The sequence below is a fragment of the Vibrio sp. M260121 genome, from assembly GCF_036533715.1.
Classification (GTDB): Bacteria; Pseudomonadota; Gammaproteobacteria; order Enterobacterales; family Vibrionaceae; genus Vibrio.
In genome coordinates this window covers 13,145-27,983 of record NZ_JATABF010000044.1, presented here as the reverse complement: position 1 = coordinate 27,983, position 14,839 = coordinate 13,145, and the positions used below count along the sequence as shown (strand labels likewise).

Sequence of the window (14,839 nt, the reverse complement as noted above, 5' to 3'; positions counted from 1 at the left end):
ATAGCATCAATGCGTACAAACGAAAAAAGCACCACGCGGGTGGTGCTTTGATAGGGATAAATACTAGTCGTCGAGCTCTACTTCGCGAGCAATGTTTTGACCATTAATGATAATACCTTCAACTTCAACTGGAGTGCCGTTGATGTTCTTCTTATCAATATGCTCGAATCGAGTTTGTGTATCGACGATAACTTCATTGTTTGCAATCATTTGTTCTGAATCATTTTCACAGCGAGAAACTTTAAAAGATATGAGCTCGTTGGTTTTTTCGTTATAAATAGCGTTCGAAACGTGACCTTCACACTCAAATTCTTTACCTTGCCAAATGTCATCGTTGTCATCCCAATCTGGTTGGTCGAATTCAACGATAGACGCAATACGTTGACCTGACACGTATTTAGAGGTCACTTCAACTTCCACACCTTGTTTTAGGTTTTTCTTCAGGTTTGAATCACAGCGGTAGTTATCATCTAAGCGGTAACACGTTGATGAATCAGTCGCGAATGAGCCACGGTAGTTTAGACTGAAACTTGGTGTACCTGTATGTAAGTTCTCAACTGAAGTAACAATGCCTTCGATATCGCTGTCTTCAAATGCATCATCGATGTCATAACCATCTAGTTCCACTTCTGTTGCAGTGAAGAAGTCACCTGTTGTGTGGCCTTCAACTTCTACCCACTGACCAACCTTTAAACCACCCATTGGTAGGCGAGCGTTACCGTAATTAACATGAATGTTTGAACCTAGGGCAAACATTTCTTCGTTAGCATCGATACTCGCAATGCGGCCTTCGATTTCATAGTGGTCAGCCAGTGTTGGGTAGTCATCAACCACGTCGATTTCAACAACAGAAAGTACCTTGTAACCGGCATTTGCTGTTGGTAGCGAAGATACAAACACCCAATCACCAACATCGATATCACTTGATAGCGCTGCAAAATCAAGTGTAATGCCATTTACAGCAAATGAGGTGCCGTTGCGGTAAGTAACGAGACCTGCCATTGTTGGTTCTAGAGTGACCGATGCAGAGTTCGCTTTTTCTGCCGTATTCACTTGAACCATCATATTGGCCATGTCTGGTGTGAAAGTGAAGTTTGGTAGAGTATTGTTATTGAAGTTCACACTTTCAACGGTGAATGAACGGCCGTTTACCGTGATTTCGTTTCCGTTAATTTTTTCAATAGACCCTGTCACTGATGCAACTGAAGGTTCAGTTACTGGTGGCGTTACAGAACCACCAGTGTTTCCGCTATTACCATCTCCAGACCCACCACAACCAGATAATGCCAAACCCACTGCCGCTACAAGCGCTAATTTTTTCATGATATCGACCTATTTTTGAAAGCTTATTTATGAATTTGGTTGTATCTTATGACGCGTATCGTGAAGTGATCGTGAAGAAACGTGAGCCTATGAAAATATTAATTGTCGACGATAATCACAATGTTTCAGAAACCATTGCCGATTATCTAGAACTCGAAGGAATGACCATTGATTGCGCTTACCACGGAGAGGCTGCGCTAAATTTAATTCAAGAAAATCATTATGATGTCATCATTATGGACATCATGATGCCAAAACTCGATGGCATTAGTACGGTTGAAAAGCTGCGTCAAGAATTCTTATGTGGAACACCAATTTTATTCTTAACCGCCAAAGATACCTTAGATGATAAAGTGGCTGCCTTTAATGCGGGTGGCGATGACTACTTGATGAAGCCTTTTGCGATGCAAGAGCTCAGCTTGAGAGTTCACGCGCTGGCTAATCGAGGCCCAAGACAAGACATCGGCACGCTGAAGTTTGCTGATATTAGCTTGGATGCTCGCACTGATGAAGTGACGCGGATGGGTAAACACATCAAGCTCAGTCGCATTCAAACCAAAATCCTAAAATTATTATTGAAACGCGCTCCTTCAGCGGTTTCTCGTACTGAAGTGATTGAGAACGTGTGGGGTGATGAGCCGCCGGGAAGTGATGCGTTGAGAAGCCACATTTATGGTTTAAGAACGGCACTCGACAAGGGTTTTGATGATTCCAGATTAGAGACGATTCATGGACAAGGTTACCGACTCAAAGCATAAAGAATACCCAAGCATATATCGCAAGATCCGCTGGGGTTTTGGCTTGATGACCTTTGCGATGTTTACGTTGTTTTGGTCATTGATCTACGTTGCTGAGAACAAACTTGAAGTATTGAGCTTGCACCATTGGTTAGATACAGAAGTTGAGCTTTATAAAGAAAACTACCAAAAACAGGGGTGGGACGCACCATTGCCCAATGTGCTGGAGTTTGATTCTTATTGGAGTGAAGCGCCAACGCCGGATTGGTTATTGTCGTTTAAGTTTCCTGGATTCTACGAGTATCTTTTAGGGGAAGAGGATAAGCACTTCGTGGTGTTTGAGCATCCTTCTGGAAAAGGTTTGATGTACATCGTTTTCCAAGATGACTCAGACGACTATTTGGATGAATACGAAAGCTCGTTGCACCAGTTTACCTTTTTCTTAGGGGGCTTGTTTTCCATTATCATGGTCGGGTATGGCGTATACATGGTGCGGATTTTGTCTCGACCTTTAGCTAAGATCGAAGACAAAATTGGTCACATGCCCCCGGATCAACCGATGTTTAATGTTGATACCAAGTTCAGCGAGACTCGCCATATTGAGCAGACGTTGCTTGACAGCAAAAATGAGATTGCAGGTTACTTCCGCCGTGAACAAGAGTTTAGCCGCTTTGCCTCTCATGAGTTACGCACGCCAATCATGGTAATCAAAGGCTCTGCCGATATTTTAGCTCGTGTGCCGGAGCAGCCTCCGGTGGCTCAAAAGGCGGTGAGACGCATGCAAACGGCTTGTGACGAGATGCGAGTGTTAACTGAAGCGTTCCTCTTGTTGGGCAAAGAGAAAGTTGAAGAGCAACATTACGCGGATCACGCTTTACTGGGGTGCTTGAATCAACAATTAGCGGAACTGGCACCACTATTTGCTAAACAAGGTGCAGAGTACAAACTGGATGAGCTCAATAGCGGTATGGTGCATGCGCCTGAAAGCTTTGTGACGATCGTGATCAACAACCTGATCAAGAACGCATTCAGTTACAGTATCGGAGATATCGAAATTGTCCTTAATGGCACTCAATTGACCATAGCGAACCGTCATGATGGCAATGAGACCTACAACGCCGGCTATGGATGTGGCTTAGTGATCGTTGAACGTATTTGTGAACGCATGAGCTGGCCGTTTGAACTCAATGATGATGGTATGAGGTTTACTGCCAAGGTCGATTTTTATTCCTAAACCTTGTTTACCTGTTTTGAAAGTCAGAGAACATACTCTGGCTTTTTTGTTCCTAACTGCCAGTGAAACAAGAAATAAATTCGATATCGATTAGACTCAAAAGAATCAAAGTGAATTCAGAGGAGTGGTTATGCTCTCATATCAGGTCAATCGAAGTATCGAGATAGAAAAAACACAAAGTGAAATCATCAACTATCTAAAAGATTTTACTCGTTGGCCTGAGTGGTTGCCGTGGATCATTCTCGAGCCAGACTGTGAGTTAACTTACAGTGAAGAGCAAGGTGTGGTAGGAGCAGGGTATCAATGGAACGGAAAACGAATTGGTACTGGCGCCATGGTTCTCGAAAGTACTCAAGAGCATCGATTGGACATGGAACTTCACTTCTTTCGGCCTTTAAAAACTCATGCGAAAGTTACTTTAATCGTGACGCCGTCACAAGCTGGTTGTACCGTCGAGTGGCTAATGCAATCACGTGTACCTTGGTTCTTGTTTTTTCTTAAAAACGTGTTTAAGTCCATGATCGAAATGGATTATGACCGTGGCTTACGTATGTTGAAAAGCAAATTGGAAACAGGGCAAGTGTTATCCCTGCTCACTGATTTGGGCTCCCGAAAACAAAATGAAGTCAGTTACATTGGATTATCCGGTGCGGGTACGATTCCTGATCTCGGCCCCATGATGCAATCGCATGTGGCGCGATTGTATGAGATGGCAGAGCAAGAAAACCTGCCTGTCACTGGTGAGCTATTTTGCTACTACCTATCCATGGATATGAAGCAAGGCTACTTTGAGTTCATTACTTGTTTACCTGTCAAAGCTGGCGTTGTCGCGACAGGTGAGTTTGTTGCCGGAACCATTCCCGAAAGCGACACCTATGTGATTGAACACAAGGGAGAGTATCAATTTTTGGGGAATGCATGGTCGTATGCGATGAATCTTACTCGGCACAATGGCATCAAAGTGAAGACCAAACCGTTGGGCATTGAACGCTACCTTAATAACCCGAATGACACCGACAAAGCAGACTTGTTGACTGAGGTGATTGTGTTCAAGAAATGATGTGCGTTGTAAAACTATGAAGCAACGCCATGTTCCATCCTAAGTGCATGATAGTATTGGCATACAAATTAGAACGATACTCAAGTTGATGTGTGCCTTTATGGTGCCATCGCACTATGTCATGGATGAGATATGAGACTTAAATACTCCCTAATTACCGCGAGCCTCTTGGCTACCCATTCTTATGCAGGTGACGCGCCGAAGAACATCATCTATATGATCGGTGATGGCATGGGGCCTGCCTTTACGACCGCTTATCGTTATTATCACGACGATCCAAACACAGATGATATAGAGCCGACGGTTTTTGATTCTATTTTGGTTGGTATGGCGAAGACGTATCCTGATGATGCGACTTACGTTACTGACAGTGCTGCAAGTGCTACCGCTCTGAGTACCGGTGTCAAAAGCTACAACGGTGCTATCGCAGTGGATACGGATAAGAGGCCGATCAAAACGATGTTAGAGATGGCGAAAGAGAAGGGTATGACCACAGGCTTGGTGGCAACATCGCAAATTAACCACGCAACGCCAGCTAGTTTTGCCGCTCATAATGAATCTCGTCGAAACTATGACGATATCGCCAATGATTACATCGACAATAAAGTGGGTGAGAAATTACCAGTCGATCTACTCTTGGGTGGTGGTGTTCGCTATTTTGAGCGTGAAGATCGTAACTTAGTTGAGGAGTTCAAGCAGCAAGGCTACCAATACGTTGCCTACTTTGGTCAGCTTCCTGCACTACAAACCTTACCCGCCTTAGGTTTGTTCGCGGATAAGGCATTTCCGTTCGCATTGGATGAAAATCCCACTCGTCTAGAAGAGATGACCAACAAAGCGCTTTCTCTATTACAACGCCAAGACAATAGCTTCTTTGTGATGATTGAAGGTAGCCAAATCGACTGGTGTGGGCATGCAAACGACATTGCGTGTGCAATGGCAGAAATGAATGATTTTGCTAGATCCATTGAGTTGGCTAAAGCGTATGTTGATGCTCACCCTGATACTTTATTGGTGATTACCGCGGACCACTCAACTGGTGGCTTAACAATTGGCTCGAATGGGCAGTATCAGTGGGATACTGAGGTGATTAAGGGTGTTCACAAAACAGCATGGCCTTTAGCGATGTCTCTTGCGCAATCCCATGACATGATCGCGACATGGAATGAGTCGGTCGATTGGTCATTATCTAAAGATCAAAGTCGAAAGCTGGCATACGCTAAATTGAGTGAAGAGCCAGCTAAAGCCCTCTATAAGGAGGTGAAAGCGATCATTAATGAGAAGAGCTACACCGGTTGGACGACAAAAGGTCATACTGCCGTTGACGTTCAAGTGTTCGCCTATGGGCAAGGTGCGGATAAGTTTGTTGGTTCGCAAAATAACACTGACATTGCGAAGAAGTTAATCAGCTTTATTCAGTAGGCTCTCAACTCAATAGATTTAAACTGTCCGTTTCTCGTAAGCGAAAAGAAAATGCCTCAGCATGTGCTGAGGCATTTTTTATAGGCCAACTTCTCTTGTTAGAGAATTATTGTGCACGGTATTTACCGCTGTTTAGTTCAATTTTAGACGCTTTTACGCGACTGTCAGCATTTAGGTAATCGCTAATGCTCAGAAGATCTTGGCCTTCGGCTGCTTTGAACACGGCTGATTCACCCTGTGCAAAGACGACGTCAAGTTTGAGCTCTTTAGCTACTGCCTTAGCATCCGCTGGGCTTTTCACCGTAACAAAGATAAGGCCCGTTGCTTTAGATACGTTACTAAACGCATTCTTAAACACCTCATCACCAGCGTGTAGCTCTGCCGCTTCGGCAAGGCTATCAACAGAAAGTTTTCGGTAATCTTGGCCGTTAATTTGTACGGCATCAGATGCGACAAAGAGTTCAGGTGTAGGTTGCTGAGCTAATTGTTGCTCTGCTTGTACAGCCGCTGCCATTGTCGATAGAGCCAGAATAGAAAATGTCATAAATTTCATGTGAATGACTCCTTAGTGACCGAAGATACGCATAGACCAGTTTTTGATAACACCTGGTTTTGCGTTGTTAGCCATCGGTACATCATAGATAGCTGAAGAATTGAAATATGCAATGAATGAGAACACTTCATCGCCGTTGGTATCGATCGCTCGTAGTGTCCATTCGCCTTTCGCGTTTTCACCGTAGAATTGGTTAGAAAGCATCAACTGGTTTTCATAACCCGCTACTGTTGGATCAAGAGATTGACCAACGAGACCATTACGCGGTGTTTGCAAAACTGAACGTGTACCTGATGGAGAAATCAGCTCAATTGCCAAATCTGGTAGACGCGAGTGTTCAAGTGTTAGTTTCACTTGTACTGACTCAACAGTAATGTCATCGGTAACAGCAATCGCTGAAGAACCACCTGCCAAGCTTGCGTCTGGAACACTCACTGCCGTCCCATTGCTTGCCCAAGGTGTAATAACTTGTGCAGGTAGAACATTGTTTGTCATACGAGCACGTTTCATAGCTTCATCTAGGTTAACTGCGCCAAAACCGTAGAAGGTATGGAAGTCAACGCCAGCTGCGTTTGTCTGCCATGGTGAAATCGCTTCGTAGCTTACCAAGTCTCCTTGGCTATTAACGAACTCAAGTTGAACACCTGGGTGGTCTTTGTCGGTTACGCTTGCTGTTTCTGCTAGTAACGCACGGACATCACGAGCGGTCAGCGCATGGTTGGTTGACATAATCGCCGCAATTGCACCAGAAGTGTTTGGCGCCGCTGAAGACGTACCATTCATTGTGCTGGTGTAGTTACAGTTCGGATCTTGCTCAGTACCGCCGTGAAGGCCGTTAATACCTAAATCTGCACTGGTGTTTTGACCTTCTTCACAGCCTACTAGGTCTGTCGTTACCATTGCTGGGAAGTCTTGACCGTATTCACCCGCTGGTGCCGCGACCCACACGTTTGAACCTACAGATGAGTAGCTTGCGAGAGTTCCGTCAGCACGAAGTGCGCTGGTTACAAGGTTGTAGTAACTCGCATTGTCGTAAGACTGTGCCGAGTTATGCATTGGTAGGCCTTTGTTGCCACCGCCTGCGAAAAAGTCGCTAGGAAGCACGAAAAAACGGCCAGTGTTGAAGTAGCGATAACCGTTACCGGCAGATTTAACGAAGACAGCACCACGACCCCAAGCATTACCTTCGCTGACGTCTTTCATTACATCCATTTCAAGCTTGAACTGCGGATCGTTCTCGTCGAATGGAATAGGGTAGATTGGGCTAAAACCATAACTTTGGTTGAAAACGCGAACATCGCTGGTTGCAGCGTCCACGCCGTGAGAAATCAACCAGCCTTCCAGCGTTTGGTTTGCGAGCCAGTTAAAGCCCATTAGAGAAGAGCGAGAAGCTACGCCGCGAACGCCCTCACCGTTGTTACCAACTGCACTGATTAGGCCAGCAACAGCGGTACCGTGGCCATTTGTATCAACTGGGTAATCGGCTGGGAAAGAAGAGTCTTCAACGAAGTTTCTACTACCTGTGACTACGTTACCTGCAAGGTCTGGGTGATCGATCTGTACGCCAGAGTCAATAACGGCAACTTTTACACCAACACCAGCAATGCCCATCGCTTGTGTCAGTTTGGTGTTCAAGTCATTACCCGCAACGGCAGGGTTTGCTGCAAATGCAGTTTGGCCTGTGTTGTCTAGGTGCCATTGCTCTGAGTAGAGCGGATCATAAGCCGAGACGGCAGGAGAAAGGCCTACTGCTAACATTGCAGCGAATAGGCGATTAATGCGTGTTTCCATTTGTGACCTCATGTCTTTGTTTGGAATTTTTGTCCCTGTTCGATACTCCTTTAAACAGGTCTAAACAAAGCTAGCGGCTTAGAATGGAAACGAAAACTGTTTACATCTTATTTACTTTTGTTTTTCGACGCACGACATTTTCTTGACGATAAGTGCTTGAAGTCACATTGGAATCTAGATATTTGCAGGAAAGATTGCATATTTAAAAAGCAGAAAAACTAGAGAATTTTTCTGCTTTTTATGGAATGGGATGATTTATATGGCAGGTTGTATTGTTGCCGCAGGTTCTGTAGGGGCTTGTTCTTTACGAGACAGCAGACCGTCAACCACTTTTTCTACATAAAACTTCTTATACTCCTTATCACACCAACGCTTGTTCAAACCGCGACGGTTGAATTCGGCACCTATTGCCACGCGGGTTTGATTTGATGCGCGGTTGTAATACAGGGTTTCACATAACTGCATGTTGCTCATCTGCTGAGCGTACACATTAACACTGCTGCTTCTCATTCCTAATTGCGCGGCTTGCTGATTGCTGCACGCGGCCAATACTAAGGGCGACAGTGCAGCGAGAATCCATGTTTTTTTCATTGTGTTTTTCTATGACGTCGAGTGAATTTGGTACTGGTTTCGACCAGATTGTTTGGCATCGTACAGAGCTTGGTCAGCGGCAAAGAACCATTGATCCCACTCCTGTTTGATGCTTTGCGCACTTAACTCGTTAACTGCGCCGAGTGAGATTGTCGCGCCTAGTGATTCAGAGTCAACCTCGAGGTTGTTGTTTTCAACTGCAAGTCTCAAACGATCTAACGTTTTTGCACAGTCATCAGCGTGTCTAATTTCGAACAGCAGCACAAACTCCTCGCCACCCCAACGGACGAGTAAGTCTCCGGCGCGCGTAGCCTCGTCGAGAACGTGTGCAACGTGCAACAGCATTTTATCGCCTAGATCATGGCCATACTGGTCATTGAAGGCTTTGAAGTGGTCAATATCAATAACGGCAAGGGCAAACTTACGATCAGGGCTTCGACGCGCCATTTGATCCAGCCAACTAGGCAGATAGCGACGATTATGTACCTTCGTTAGCGGGTCAGTGGTATTTTGCTGCGCCAACTCTTCGTTGATCTTGTTCATTTGGCGAATGTAACGGAAAAGCCAAAAACCGATAGCGGCAACAATAAGGAAGTAGAAGATTTCGCGATAGCGTTGGGATTCAAGCTCAGAAGCTTGGAGCGCATTCTTCGCTTCGAGAAGGGTCAATTCTTTCTGAGCCAGCTTCGCCTCTAAGTCGAGTTTGATATTGATCATCTCATCGCCATGAACATGGCTATCAAAGCTTTTTTCTAAGTTACGTAAACGACCCAAATTATCGAATGCTTTTTCAAAATGTTTTAATTCTTGGTTGGCGCGCACGAGCACTAAATACAGGTCCATTTGCTGCTTAGTCTCTGCACTTGCCGTTTCACTTAGGCCTTCTAATGCAGTTTTTGCACTCTCAATTGCTTGCTCATACTTCCCATCCTTAAGGTAGGCTTCGGCAAAAGCTTCGTGGCAGGCGGCTTTTAGGCCTTTTAAGTTTTGCGGGTTTGGAAGTTCTAAACATGTCTGCGCAAGTTGATAAGATTCTTCCATCTTACCTAGTGTGCTAAGGAGTTGGGATAAGTTAGAAACGGAGTTATGCTTAATTCTGACTGAGCCGGTTGCCATGGAAAGTTGGGCAGCTTGCTCAAAGTAGCGTTCTGATTCTTCGTACTTTTCCATGCCATAGTTAATGACGCTTAAGTTTGCATACATGATGGCAAGGAACAAGCTGTTGTCATACTTATCGTCGCTGTTTAAGTAGCCGTTAATTGCTTGGTCGAGATAGGTTTTTGCCCGATCCCAATCCGACAGTTCCATATAAAGTGAAGCGATGTTATTGAGTGTCATCGCAATCTGGATTTCAAACTCAGATCCTTCAAGCAAATCATAAGCGGTTCGATAATGCTTTAATCCGGTTTGAACTTGAGCGCGTTGAACCTCTGCATTTCCAAGCCAGCGGTAAGCTCGACCTTGAAGAGAGTTATAGCCAATCTGGCGAGATATATTGATGACATCGTGCAGAAGAAGCTCGCCTTGCCAAACTTCATCTGCTTCTATCAGTTCGACGGCTTGGTTTAACTTTGCTTCAGCAATCACCCAAGGCAAATCATGTTGTTTGCCGAATTCAACGAGGTCAGGGAGCTCTGGAATTGGAACGCCTTCGTAACGCTCAAGATAAATACGTGCGAAGTAATAAAGTGCTTGTGAATCTGGAGACGCGTCCGCGGGTAATGTGAAATCGCTTGATTTGATTGAGCGAGGCTTACCGATAGAGTCGAAATAAAATTCCAACATCGGGTCGTCTTTTATCGAGATATGGTGTCTGAGGTAACTTTCTTTGTTCGCGTGGTCTGCAGAGAAACTACTGGTTGAACACATCGCGCCAAACACAATCGGAAATAGATACCGTAACGTTTTAAACGGTATAAGCTTTAGACGGTTGATAAAAGCGAACTCTTTAAAGTGAAACACGCAAGAAGTCTATCATTTCTCATCTATGAATAACCACAGATTTAGTTGTTTTATCTGTACATTAAAAGTAACTGTTCAATGAGTGAAAATAGGCCACTGAAATACCGGCGTTTTTAATACAAAATGCTCAAAAGTACTCGGTTGGACGGATGTCTTTCAGCTTTTCTCGTTAGAGGCTGTTGCCATAAGAATCTTAACAATAGAGTAGGGGAAAGATGAGTAGGTAACTCTGTTCATAAAGAGGATAAACGATGGGGTAACAGCTCGTAAAAAAACTTCGATCCCTAAAATTTCATTTGGCTGTCATAAATATTTAATATTGGTATGTCTTGTGAAAAAACATCTTTTTAGACATAGTGTTATTAAGCCATGAAAAACTGGCTGTTCCAACAAAAAAGGAGATTGCCTATGCACAACGAAATGATTCAACCTTCTCGCTTCGGCATTATCGGTCGTACCTGCATCGCTTCAGTACTTATGATCGCAGGTGTTTTCACTCTTATGTAATAAGACGGTAGTTCATCAGTACTGCTAAGAAAACATAGCAAAATTCAGGGAATTACCTTAACAAAAAATAAGGTATTCCCCTGAAAATCCTATCTAAGTCTCTATTCTTAACTCAACAAGCTAAAAACCAACGCACTTACTGCGATAACTCCCGTCATAAGTACAAAGTAGGTCGATGCTTTTCCACGATACTTCTGCAGGCCTTTTACTTTGTATACCGCTAGCATTGGCATAATGAACAAGATCATTGCGATGACAGGTCCCGACAGGGCTTCCATCATCCCCAAGATGCTAGGGTTCATGATCGCAGCAATCCAAATAGACACAAACAGTACAACAACACTGATGCGATCTACGCGTCGTTTTGGCATATCAGAATGCTTAGTGATCAAACCATTCAAGCTTTCACGTGCACCAAGGAAGTGACCAAGAAAAGAAGAGGTGATCGCGACAAATGCGACAAGTGGACCTAACGTTGCAATAAAAGGATTGTCCGTAGCGTTTGCTAAGTAAGACAACACAGATACGTTTTGTTCTTTTGCTTCTGCCAGCTGCTCCGGAGATAGCGCAAGCACGCAAGAGAAGACAAACAACAGCACAAAAGCGATCAGCATGATGCTAGTGCGGCGTAAAATAAGCTCAGACTTCGCATCCGCTGCCTCACCGTAGTGACGACGTTGAACATTGGCAAAGCTTGAGATTGCTGCCGCGTGGCTGAAAGAAAAAATGACGACAGGAATCGCCAACCACATGGTGCTTGCAAAAGACGACATTTCTGGCGCGTCCATTACTGGCATGCTCCAGTTTGGCATTAAGTAGAATGATAGAAACGCCAGAATCGCCACCAACGGATAAACCATGATGGCAAAGGCACGCAGCATTACTTTTTCACCCGCCATCATGATAGCAATTAAGCTAAACACTAATACGCCAGACAGTAGGGCACGCGGTAATGGCTCCATACCCGCTTGGTTGACCATAAAGCTGTCAACGGTGTTGGTAATACCTACGCCATAGATAAGAAGAATCGGGAAGATAGAAAGAAAATACAGCAGCGAAATTAAACGACCCGCTTTCGCGCCAAAGTGTTCTTCTACCACATCGGTAAAATCAGCGTTCTTAATCTTTGAGGACAGGACAAATCGGGCAAGACCACGGTGAGCTAAGTAAGTCATTGGGTATGCAAGAACGGCCATCACAACTAGAGGCCAAAAGCCGCCAATACCAAGGTTAATCGGCAAAAATAGAATACCTGCACCAACAGCAGTACCAAACAAGCTTAATAGCCAGTGTGTATCGTGCTTTGCCCAAGTATTTGTGGTGTTTAATTCACTAAAATTTAACGTATCTCGAGATTCTTTCACTTAAAACTCGCTTTTATAAAAATAATAATCGCGCGGATGGTATATGTTTTAGTGATTGTTATCACATCGAGTTTGTGGTGAATCGTGCTAGTGAAAAGGCGGTGGTGTAAACTATCGAACCATGAAAATTTGAAAAAAGCGAGATATAGTTTCATTTTTATGTGCCTTCATTGAAATAATGTCGCGAAATTTTCTGATTTTTTGGTTTTAGATGTCGTGGTTAAGCTTTGTTCGATAACATTGTAAGGTGTTCAGAGAGCGGAATCGGTTTAGAAACGCCAAACCCTTGAGCAAACTGGATATTTAATGCTCTTAATGTCTTTATATGAGCTTCTTAAGCTCAAAAGGAAACGTTTTAATGAAGATTACCTCAGCAGGAAAACAGGATTTGGCGTCAGTACACGCACTTGAACACGTATTGTTTGGTCATCACGCTTACCCTCAGTTTTTCTTTCGACAAGCATTTGATTGCTGGCCGCAAGGTTTGTTGATTGCCAAAGAAGAAGATCAAATTACGGGTTATGTACTGATGGCGACAAGCGATGAACAAAACACCCATTGGATCTTGTCACTTGCGGTAGATAGTCAGCATCGAGGAAAGGGGATTGCTCGTTCGCTGGTGGAGAATGTAATCGCAAAGGCAAGCTTAGGTTCTATCGTTAAGTTAACTGTCGATCCAAACAATGCGCCGGCTTACAAGTTGTACACTTCGTTAGGCTTTAAGGTTCTGGAAAAAGAAGAAGATTATTTTGGTGATGGAGAGCCGAGACTGGTCATGGCACTAGCCCGTTAATCTTGCACTTCTGTGATTCAAACTCGCACCTAATCAGTGCATTGTCAATTAGAAAGTGAAAGCTTGTTTTGTTAAGTTATTGAAATATAGGGAAATATAAAATTGGCATTGGGTTTGCAATTTAGATTATGTTCATCGTTAACTCGATGCGCCGCTTTCCCTTAGCAGGCGGTGAAGCGGATAGGGTATTACTTTTTGAGCTTTTATAGGCAATGCAGCCTCTCTCGTTTCGGGAGAGGTTTTTTTTCGCTTGTAGCTCAGTATTTTAAGAGGACGCCTGCTATTAAATAGTTCGTTCACGAATCAAGGAAGGCGGACTGTAAGATTAAAAGGTAGCGGTCACTGTATGTTTGGGTACGGAGGTTAAGAAGCATTGATTGTGATGGGAGAAGTTGTCAAACTGCGCGAACAACTAATAGAAACCGTACAGTCAGTGACGGAATACGAGGGAATATGAACAGTATTTTGGAGTGTATCAGAACAGTCGGTCGGGGCGAGCGTGGTAGAAAACCACTGAACTTTGACCAAGCGTTTCGAGTTATGGATGAATACCTAAACGGAGAGTGCGACGACGATCAGATGGCGATGTTATTGATGCTGATCCGCGTACAAAACGAGACTCAACAAGAAATCGCAGGCTTTGTGACAGCATTCCAATCCCGCATGCCTGCTATTGGTGCAGACATTGACTGGCCATGTTATGCAGGCAAACGTGAAGCGGCAGGTCAGCCTTGGCACCTGTTGGCAGCGAAGATCCTCGCCGATAATGGTCATAAAGTGCTGATGCACGGCTATCACGACCGTCAATCCGGTCGTTTACACGCAGAAGATTACCTCGACAAGTTTGATATCAACAAAGCGGAATCAGCAGAAGACGCGAAGCGTGTATTAGAAACACAAAACATTGTGTATCTGCCGCTGAGTGCGTTTGCACCTCAAGCAGAAACCATGATTGGTTGGAAAAATCGTTACGGGCTTAGAACGCCGATTAATACTGTGGTTCGAGCACTGAACCCAGGGCAGGCGACCGTCGGTATTCGTGGTAGCTTCCATCCTGGATTCCAACAACTTCATGCTGAAGTCGAATATGAGATTGGTCAAACCGCTCACGCCGTTGTGTCATTCAAAGGACAATCGGGTGAGTCAGAATACAACCCGAAAGTAAGCCAAACGGTATGGTTAAGCCGAACAAGCGGCGTGACATCGCACTACTGGACGGAGCAAATGCTGTCTGAGGTGCCAATGCCTGCGAACTGCCCATTTGGGACGTCACAAGATGACATGAACCAAATGGCGAATACGGTTTTAGCGACGATGACAGTGATTCTATTTGCACAAGTGCACGACAGAGAAAAAGCATTCGAACGCGCCTTCTCTTACTGGCAAGCCTATTGCGGCTAGCAATAACGTACTATTGTCAATGAATGCAAAACCATCGACGCAAAGTTGTTGAATCTGAATCCATTATCTATTGTTTGAAGAAGGTAAAAGATCCTAGCTCG

The 14,839-nt window shown here is 44.4% G+C and carries 12 protein-coding genes; 6 read left to right on the top strand and 6 right to left on the bottom strand.

All coding sequences use genetic code 11. The features are described 5' to 3' along the window. Positions 1 to 63 precede the first annotated feature (63 nt). Positions 64 to 1,323 (bottom strand): DUF5666 domain-containing protein, encoded by a 1,260-nt coding sequence (locus QTO06_RS20185; protein WP_331409529.1) that lies wholly within the window; start codon positions 1,321 to 1,323, stop codon positions 64 to 66. An 89-nt stretch (positions 1,324 to 1,412) separates the two neighbouring features. Here QTO06_RS20185 and QTO06_RS20180 point away from each other — a divergent pair, with 89 nt between their 5' ends. The 4 genes from QTO06_RS20180 to QTO06_RS20165 all read left to right on the top strand — a co-directional run bounded on the left by QTO06_RS20180 (position 1,413) and on the right by QTO06_RS20165 (position 5,776). Then, positions 1,413 to 2,081, top strand: coding sequence for a response regulator transcription factor (locus tag QTO06_RS20180; RefSeq protein WP_045382664.1), 669 nt, complete (start codon positions 1,413 to 1,415; stop codon positions 2,079 to 2,081). Then, the gene (locus QTO06_RS20175) at positions 2,053 to 3,294 is read left to right on the top strand and encodes a sensor histidine kinase (RefSeq protein ID WP_331409526.1); all 1,242 of its coding nucleotides are present in this window, start codon (positions 2,053 to 2,055) and stop codon (positions 3,292 to 3,294) included. The genes QTO06_RS20180 and QTO06_RS20175 overlap by 29 nt, the downstream gene beginning before the upstream one ends. A 130-nt stretch (positions 3,295 to 3,424) precedes the next feature. Continuing rightward, on the top strand, positions 3,425 to 4,354 hold the full coding sequence (locus tag QTO06_RS20170) for an SRPBCC family protein (RefSeq protein ID WP_331409525.1): 930 nt from the start codon (positions 3,425 to 3,427) through the stop codon (positions 4,352 to 4,354). A gap of 132 nt (positions 4,355 to 4,486) precedes the next feature. Continuing rightward, complete coding sequence (locus QTO06_RS20165; protein ID WP_331409524.1) at positions 4,487 to 5,776, top strand: alkaline phosphatase; 1,290 nt, start codon at positions 4,487 to 4,489, stop codon at positions 5,774 to 5,776. A gap of 106 nt (positions 5,777 to 5,882) precedes the next feature. Here the strand turns inward: QTO06_RS20165 and QTO06_RS20160 are convergent, their stop codons facing one another. The 5 genes from QTO06_RS20160 to QTO06_RS20140 all read right to left on the bottom strand — a co-directional run bounded on the left by QTO06_RS20160 (position 5,883) and on the right by QTO06_RS20140 (position 12,544). Beyond that, positions 5,883 to 6,329 (bottom strand): hypothetical protein, encoded by a 447-nt coding sequence (locus QTO06_RS20160; protein ID WP_331409523.1) that lies wholly within the window; start codon positions 6,327 to 6,329, stop codon positions 5,883 to 5,885. Positions 6,330 to 6,341: 12 nt separating this feature from the next. Further along, positions 6,342 to 8,120, bottom strand: coding sequence for a S8 family peptidase (locus QTO06_RS20155; RefSeq protein WP_331409522.1), 1,779 nt, complete (start codon positions 8,118 to 8,120; stop codon positions 6,342 to 6,344). Positions 8,121 to 8,375: 255 nt separating this feature from the next. After that, complete coding sequence (locus QTO06_RS20150; protein WP_012129209.1) at positions 8,376 to 8,711, bottom strand: hypothetical protein; 336 nt, start codon at positions 8,709 to 8,711, stop codon at positions 8,376 to 8,378. A 9-nt stretch (positions 8,712 to 8,720) separates the two neighbouring features. Beyond that, a complete protein-coding gene (locus tag QTO06_RS20145; protein ID WP_331409521.1) occupies positions 8,721 to 10,496 on the bottom strand; it encodes a tetratricopeptide repeat-containing diguanylate cyclase in 1,776 nt (591 codons plus the stop codon). 791 nt (positions 10,497 to 11,287) lie between these two features. After that, positions 11,288 to 12,544, bottom strand: coding sequence for an aromatic amino acid transport family protein (locus tag QTO06_RS20140; protein WP_331409520.1), 1,257 nt, complete (start codon positions 12,542 to 12,544; stop codon positions 11,288 to 11,290). Positions 12,545 to 12,902: 358 nt separating this feature from the next. On the opposite strand from QTO06_RS20140, the gene QTO06_RS20135 reads away from it, so the two are divergent. Next, entirely contained in the window at positions 12,903 to 13,337 is a 435-nt protein-coding gene (locus QTO06_RS20135; RefSeq protein WP_331409519.1) for a GNAT family N-acetyltransferase, read from the top strand. Positions 13,338 to 13,790: 453 nt separating this feature from the next. Beyond that, positions 13,791 to 14,738: a glycosyl transferase family protein gene (locus QTO06_RS20130; RefSeq protein WP_331409518.1), complete on the top strand. Its 948-nt coding sequence runs from the start codon at positions 13,791 to 13,793 to the stop codon at positions 14,736 to 14,738. Positions 14,739 to 14,839 lie beyond the last annotated feature (101 nt).

Coding starts and splice junctions, on each gene's coding strand:
- QTO06_RS20185 (WP_331409529.1), bottom strand. CDS start 1,323: ATGAAAAAATTAGCGCTTGTAGCGGCAGTGGGTTTGGCATTATCTGGT.
- QTO06_RS20180 (WP_045382664.1), top strand. CDS start 1,413: ATGAAAATATTAATTGTCGACGATAATCACAATGTTTCAGAAACCATT.
- QTO06_RS20175 (WP_331409526.1), top strand. CDS start 2,053: ATGGACAAGGTTACCGACTCAAAGCATAAAGAATACCCAAGCATATAT.
- QTO06_RS20170 (WP_331409525.1), top strand. CDS start 3,425: ATGCTCTCATATCAGGTCAATCGAAGTATCGAGATAGAAAAAACACAA.
- QTO06_RS20165 (WP_331409524.1), top strand. CDS start 4,487: ATGAGACTTAAATACTCCCTAATTACCGCGAGCCTCTTGGCTACCCAT.
- QTO06_RS20160 (WP_331409523.1), bottom strand. CDS start 6,329: ATGAAATTTATGACATTTTCTATTCTGGCTCTATCGACAATGGCAGCG.
- QTO06_RS20155 (WP_331409522.1), bottom strand. CDS start 8,120: ATGGAAACACGCATTAATCGCCTATTCGCTGCAATGTTAGCAGTAGGC.
- QTO06_RS20150 (WP_012129209.1), bottom strand. CDS start 8,711: ATGAAAAAAACATGGATTCTCGCTGCACTGTCGCCCTTAGTATTGGCC.
- QTO06_RS20145 (WP_331409521.1), bottom strand. CDS start 10,496: ATGTTGGAATTTTATTTCGACTCTATCGGTAAGCCTCGCTCAATCAAA.
- QTO06_RS20135 (WP_331409519.1), top strand. CDS start 12,903: ATGAAGATTACCTCAGCAGGAAAACAGGATTTGGCGTCAGTACACGCA.
- QTO06_RS20130 (WP_331409518.1), top strand. CDS start 13,791: ATGAACAGTATTTTGGAGTGTATCAGAACAGTCGGTCGGGGCGAGCGT.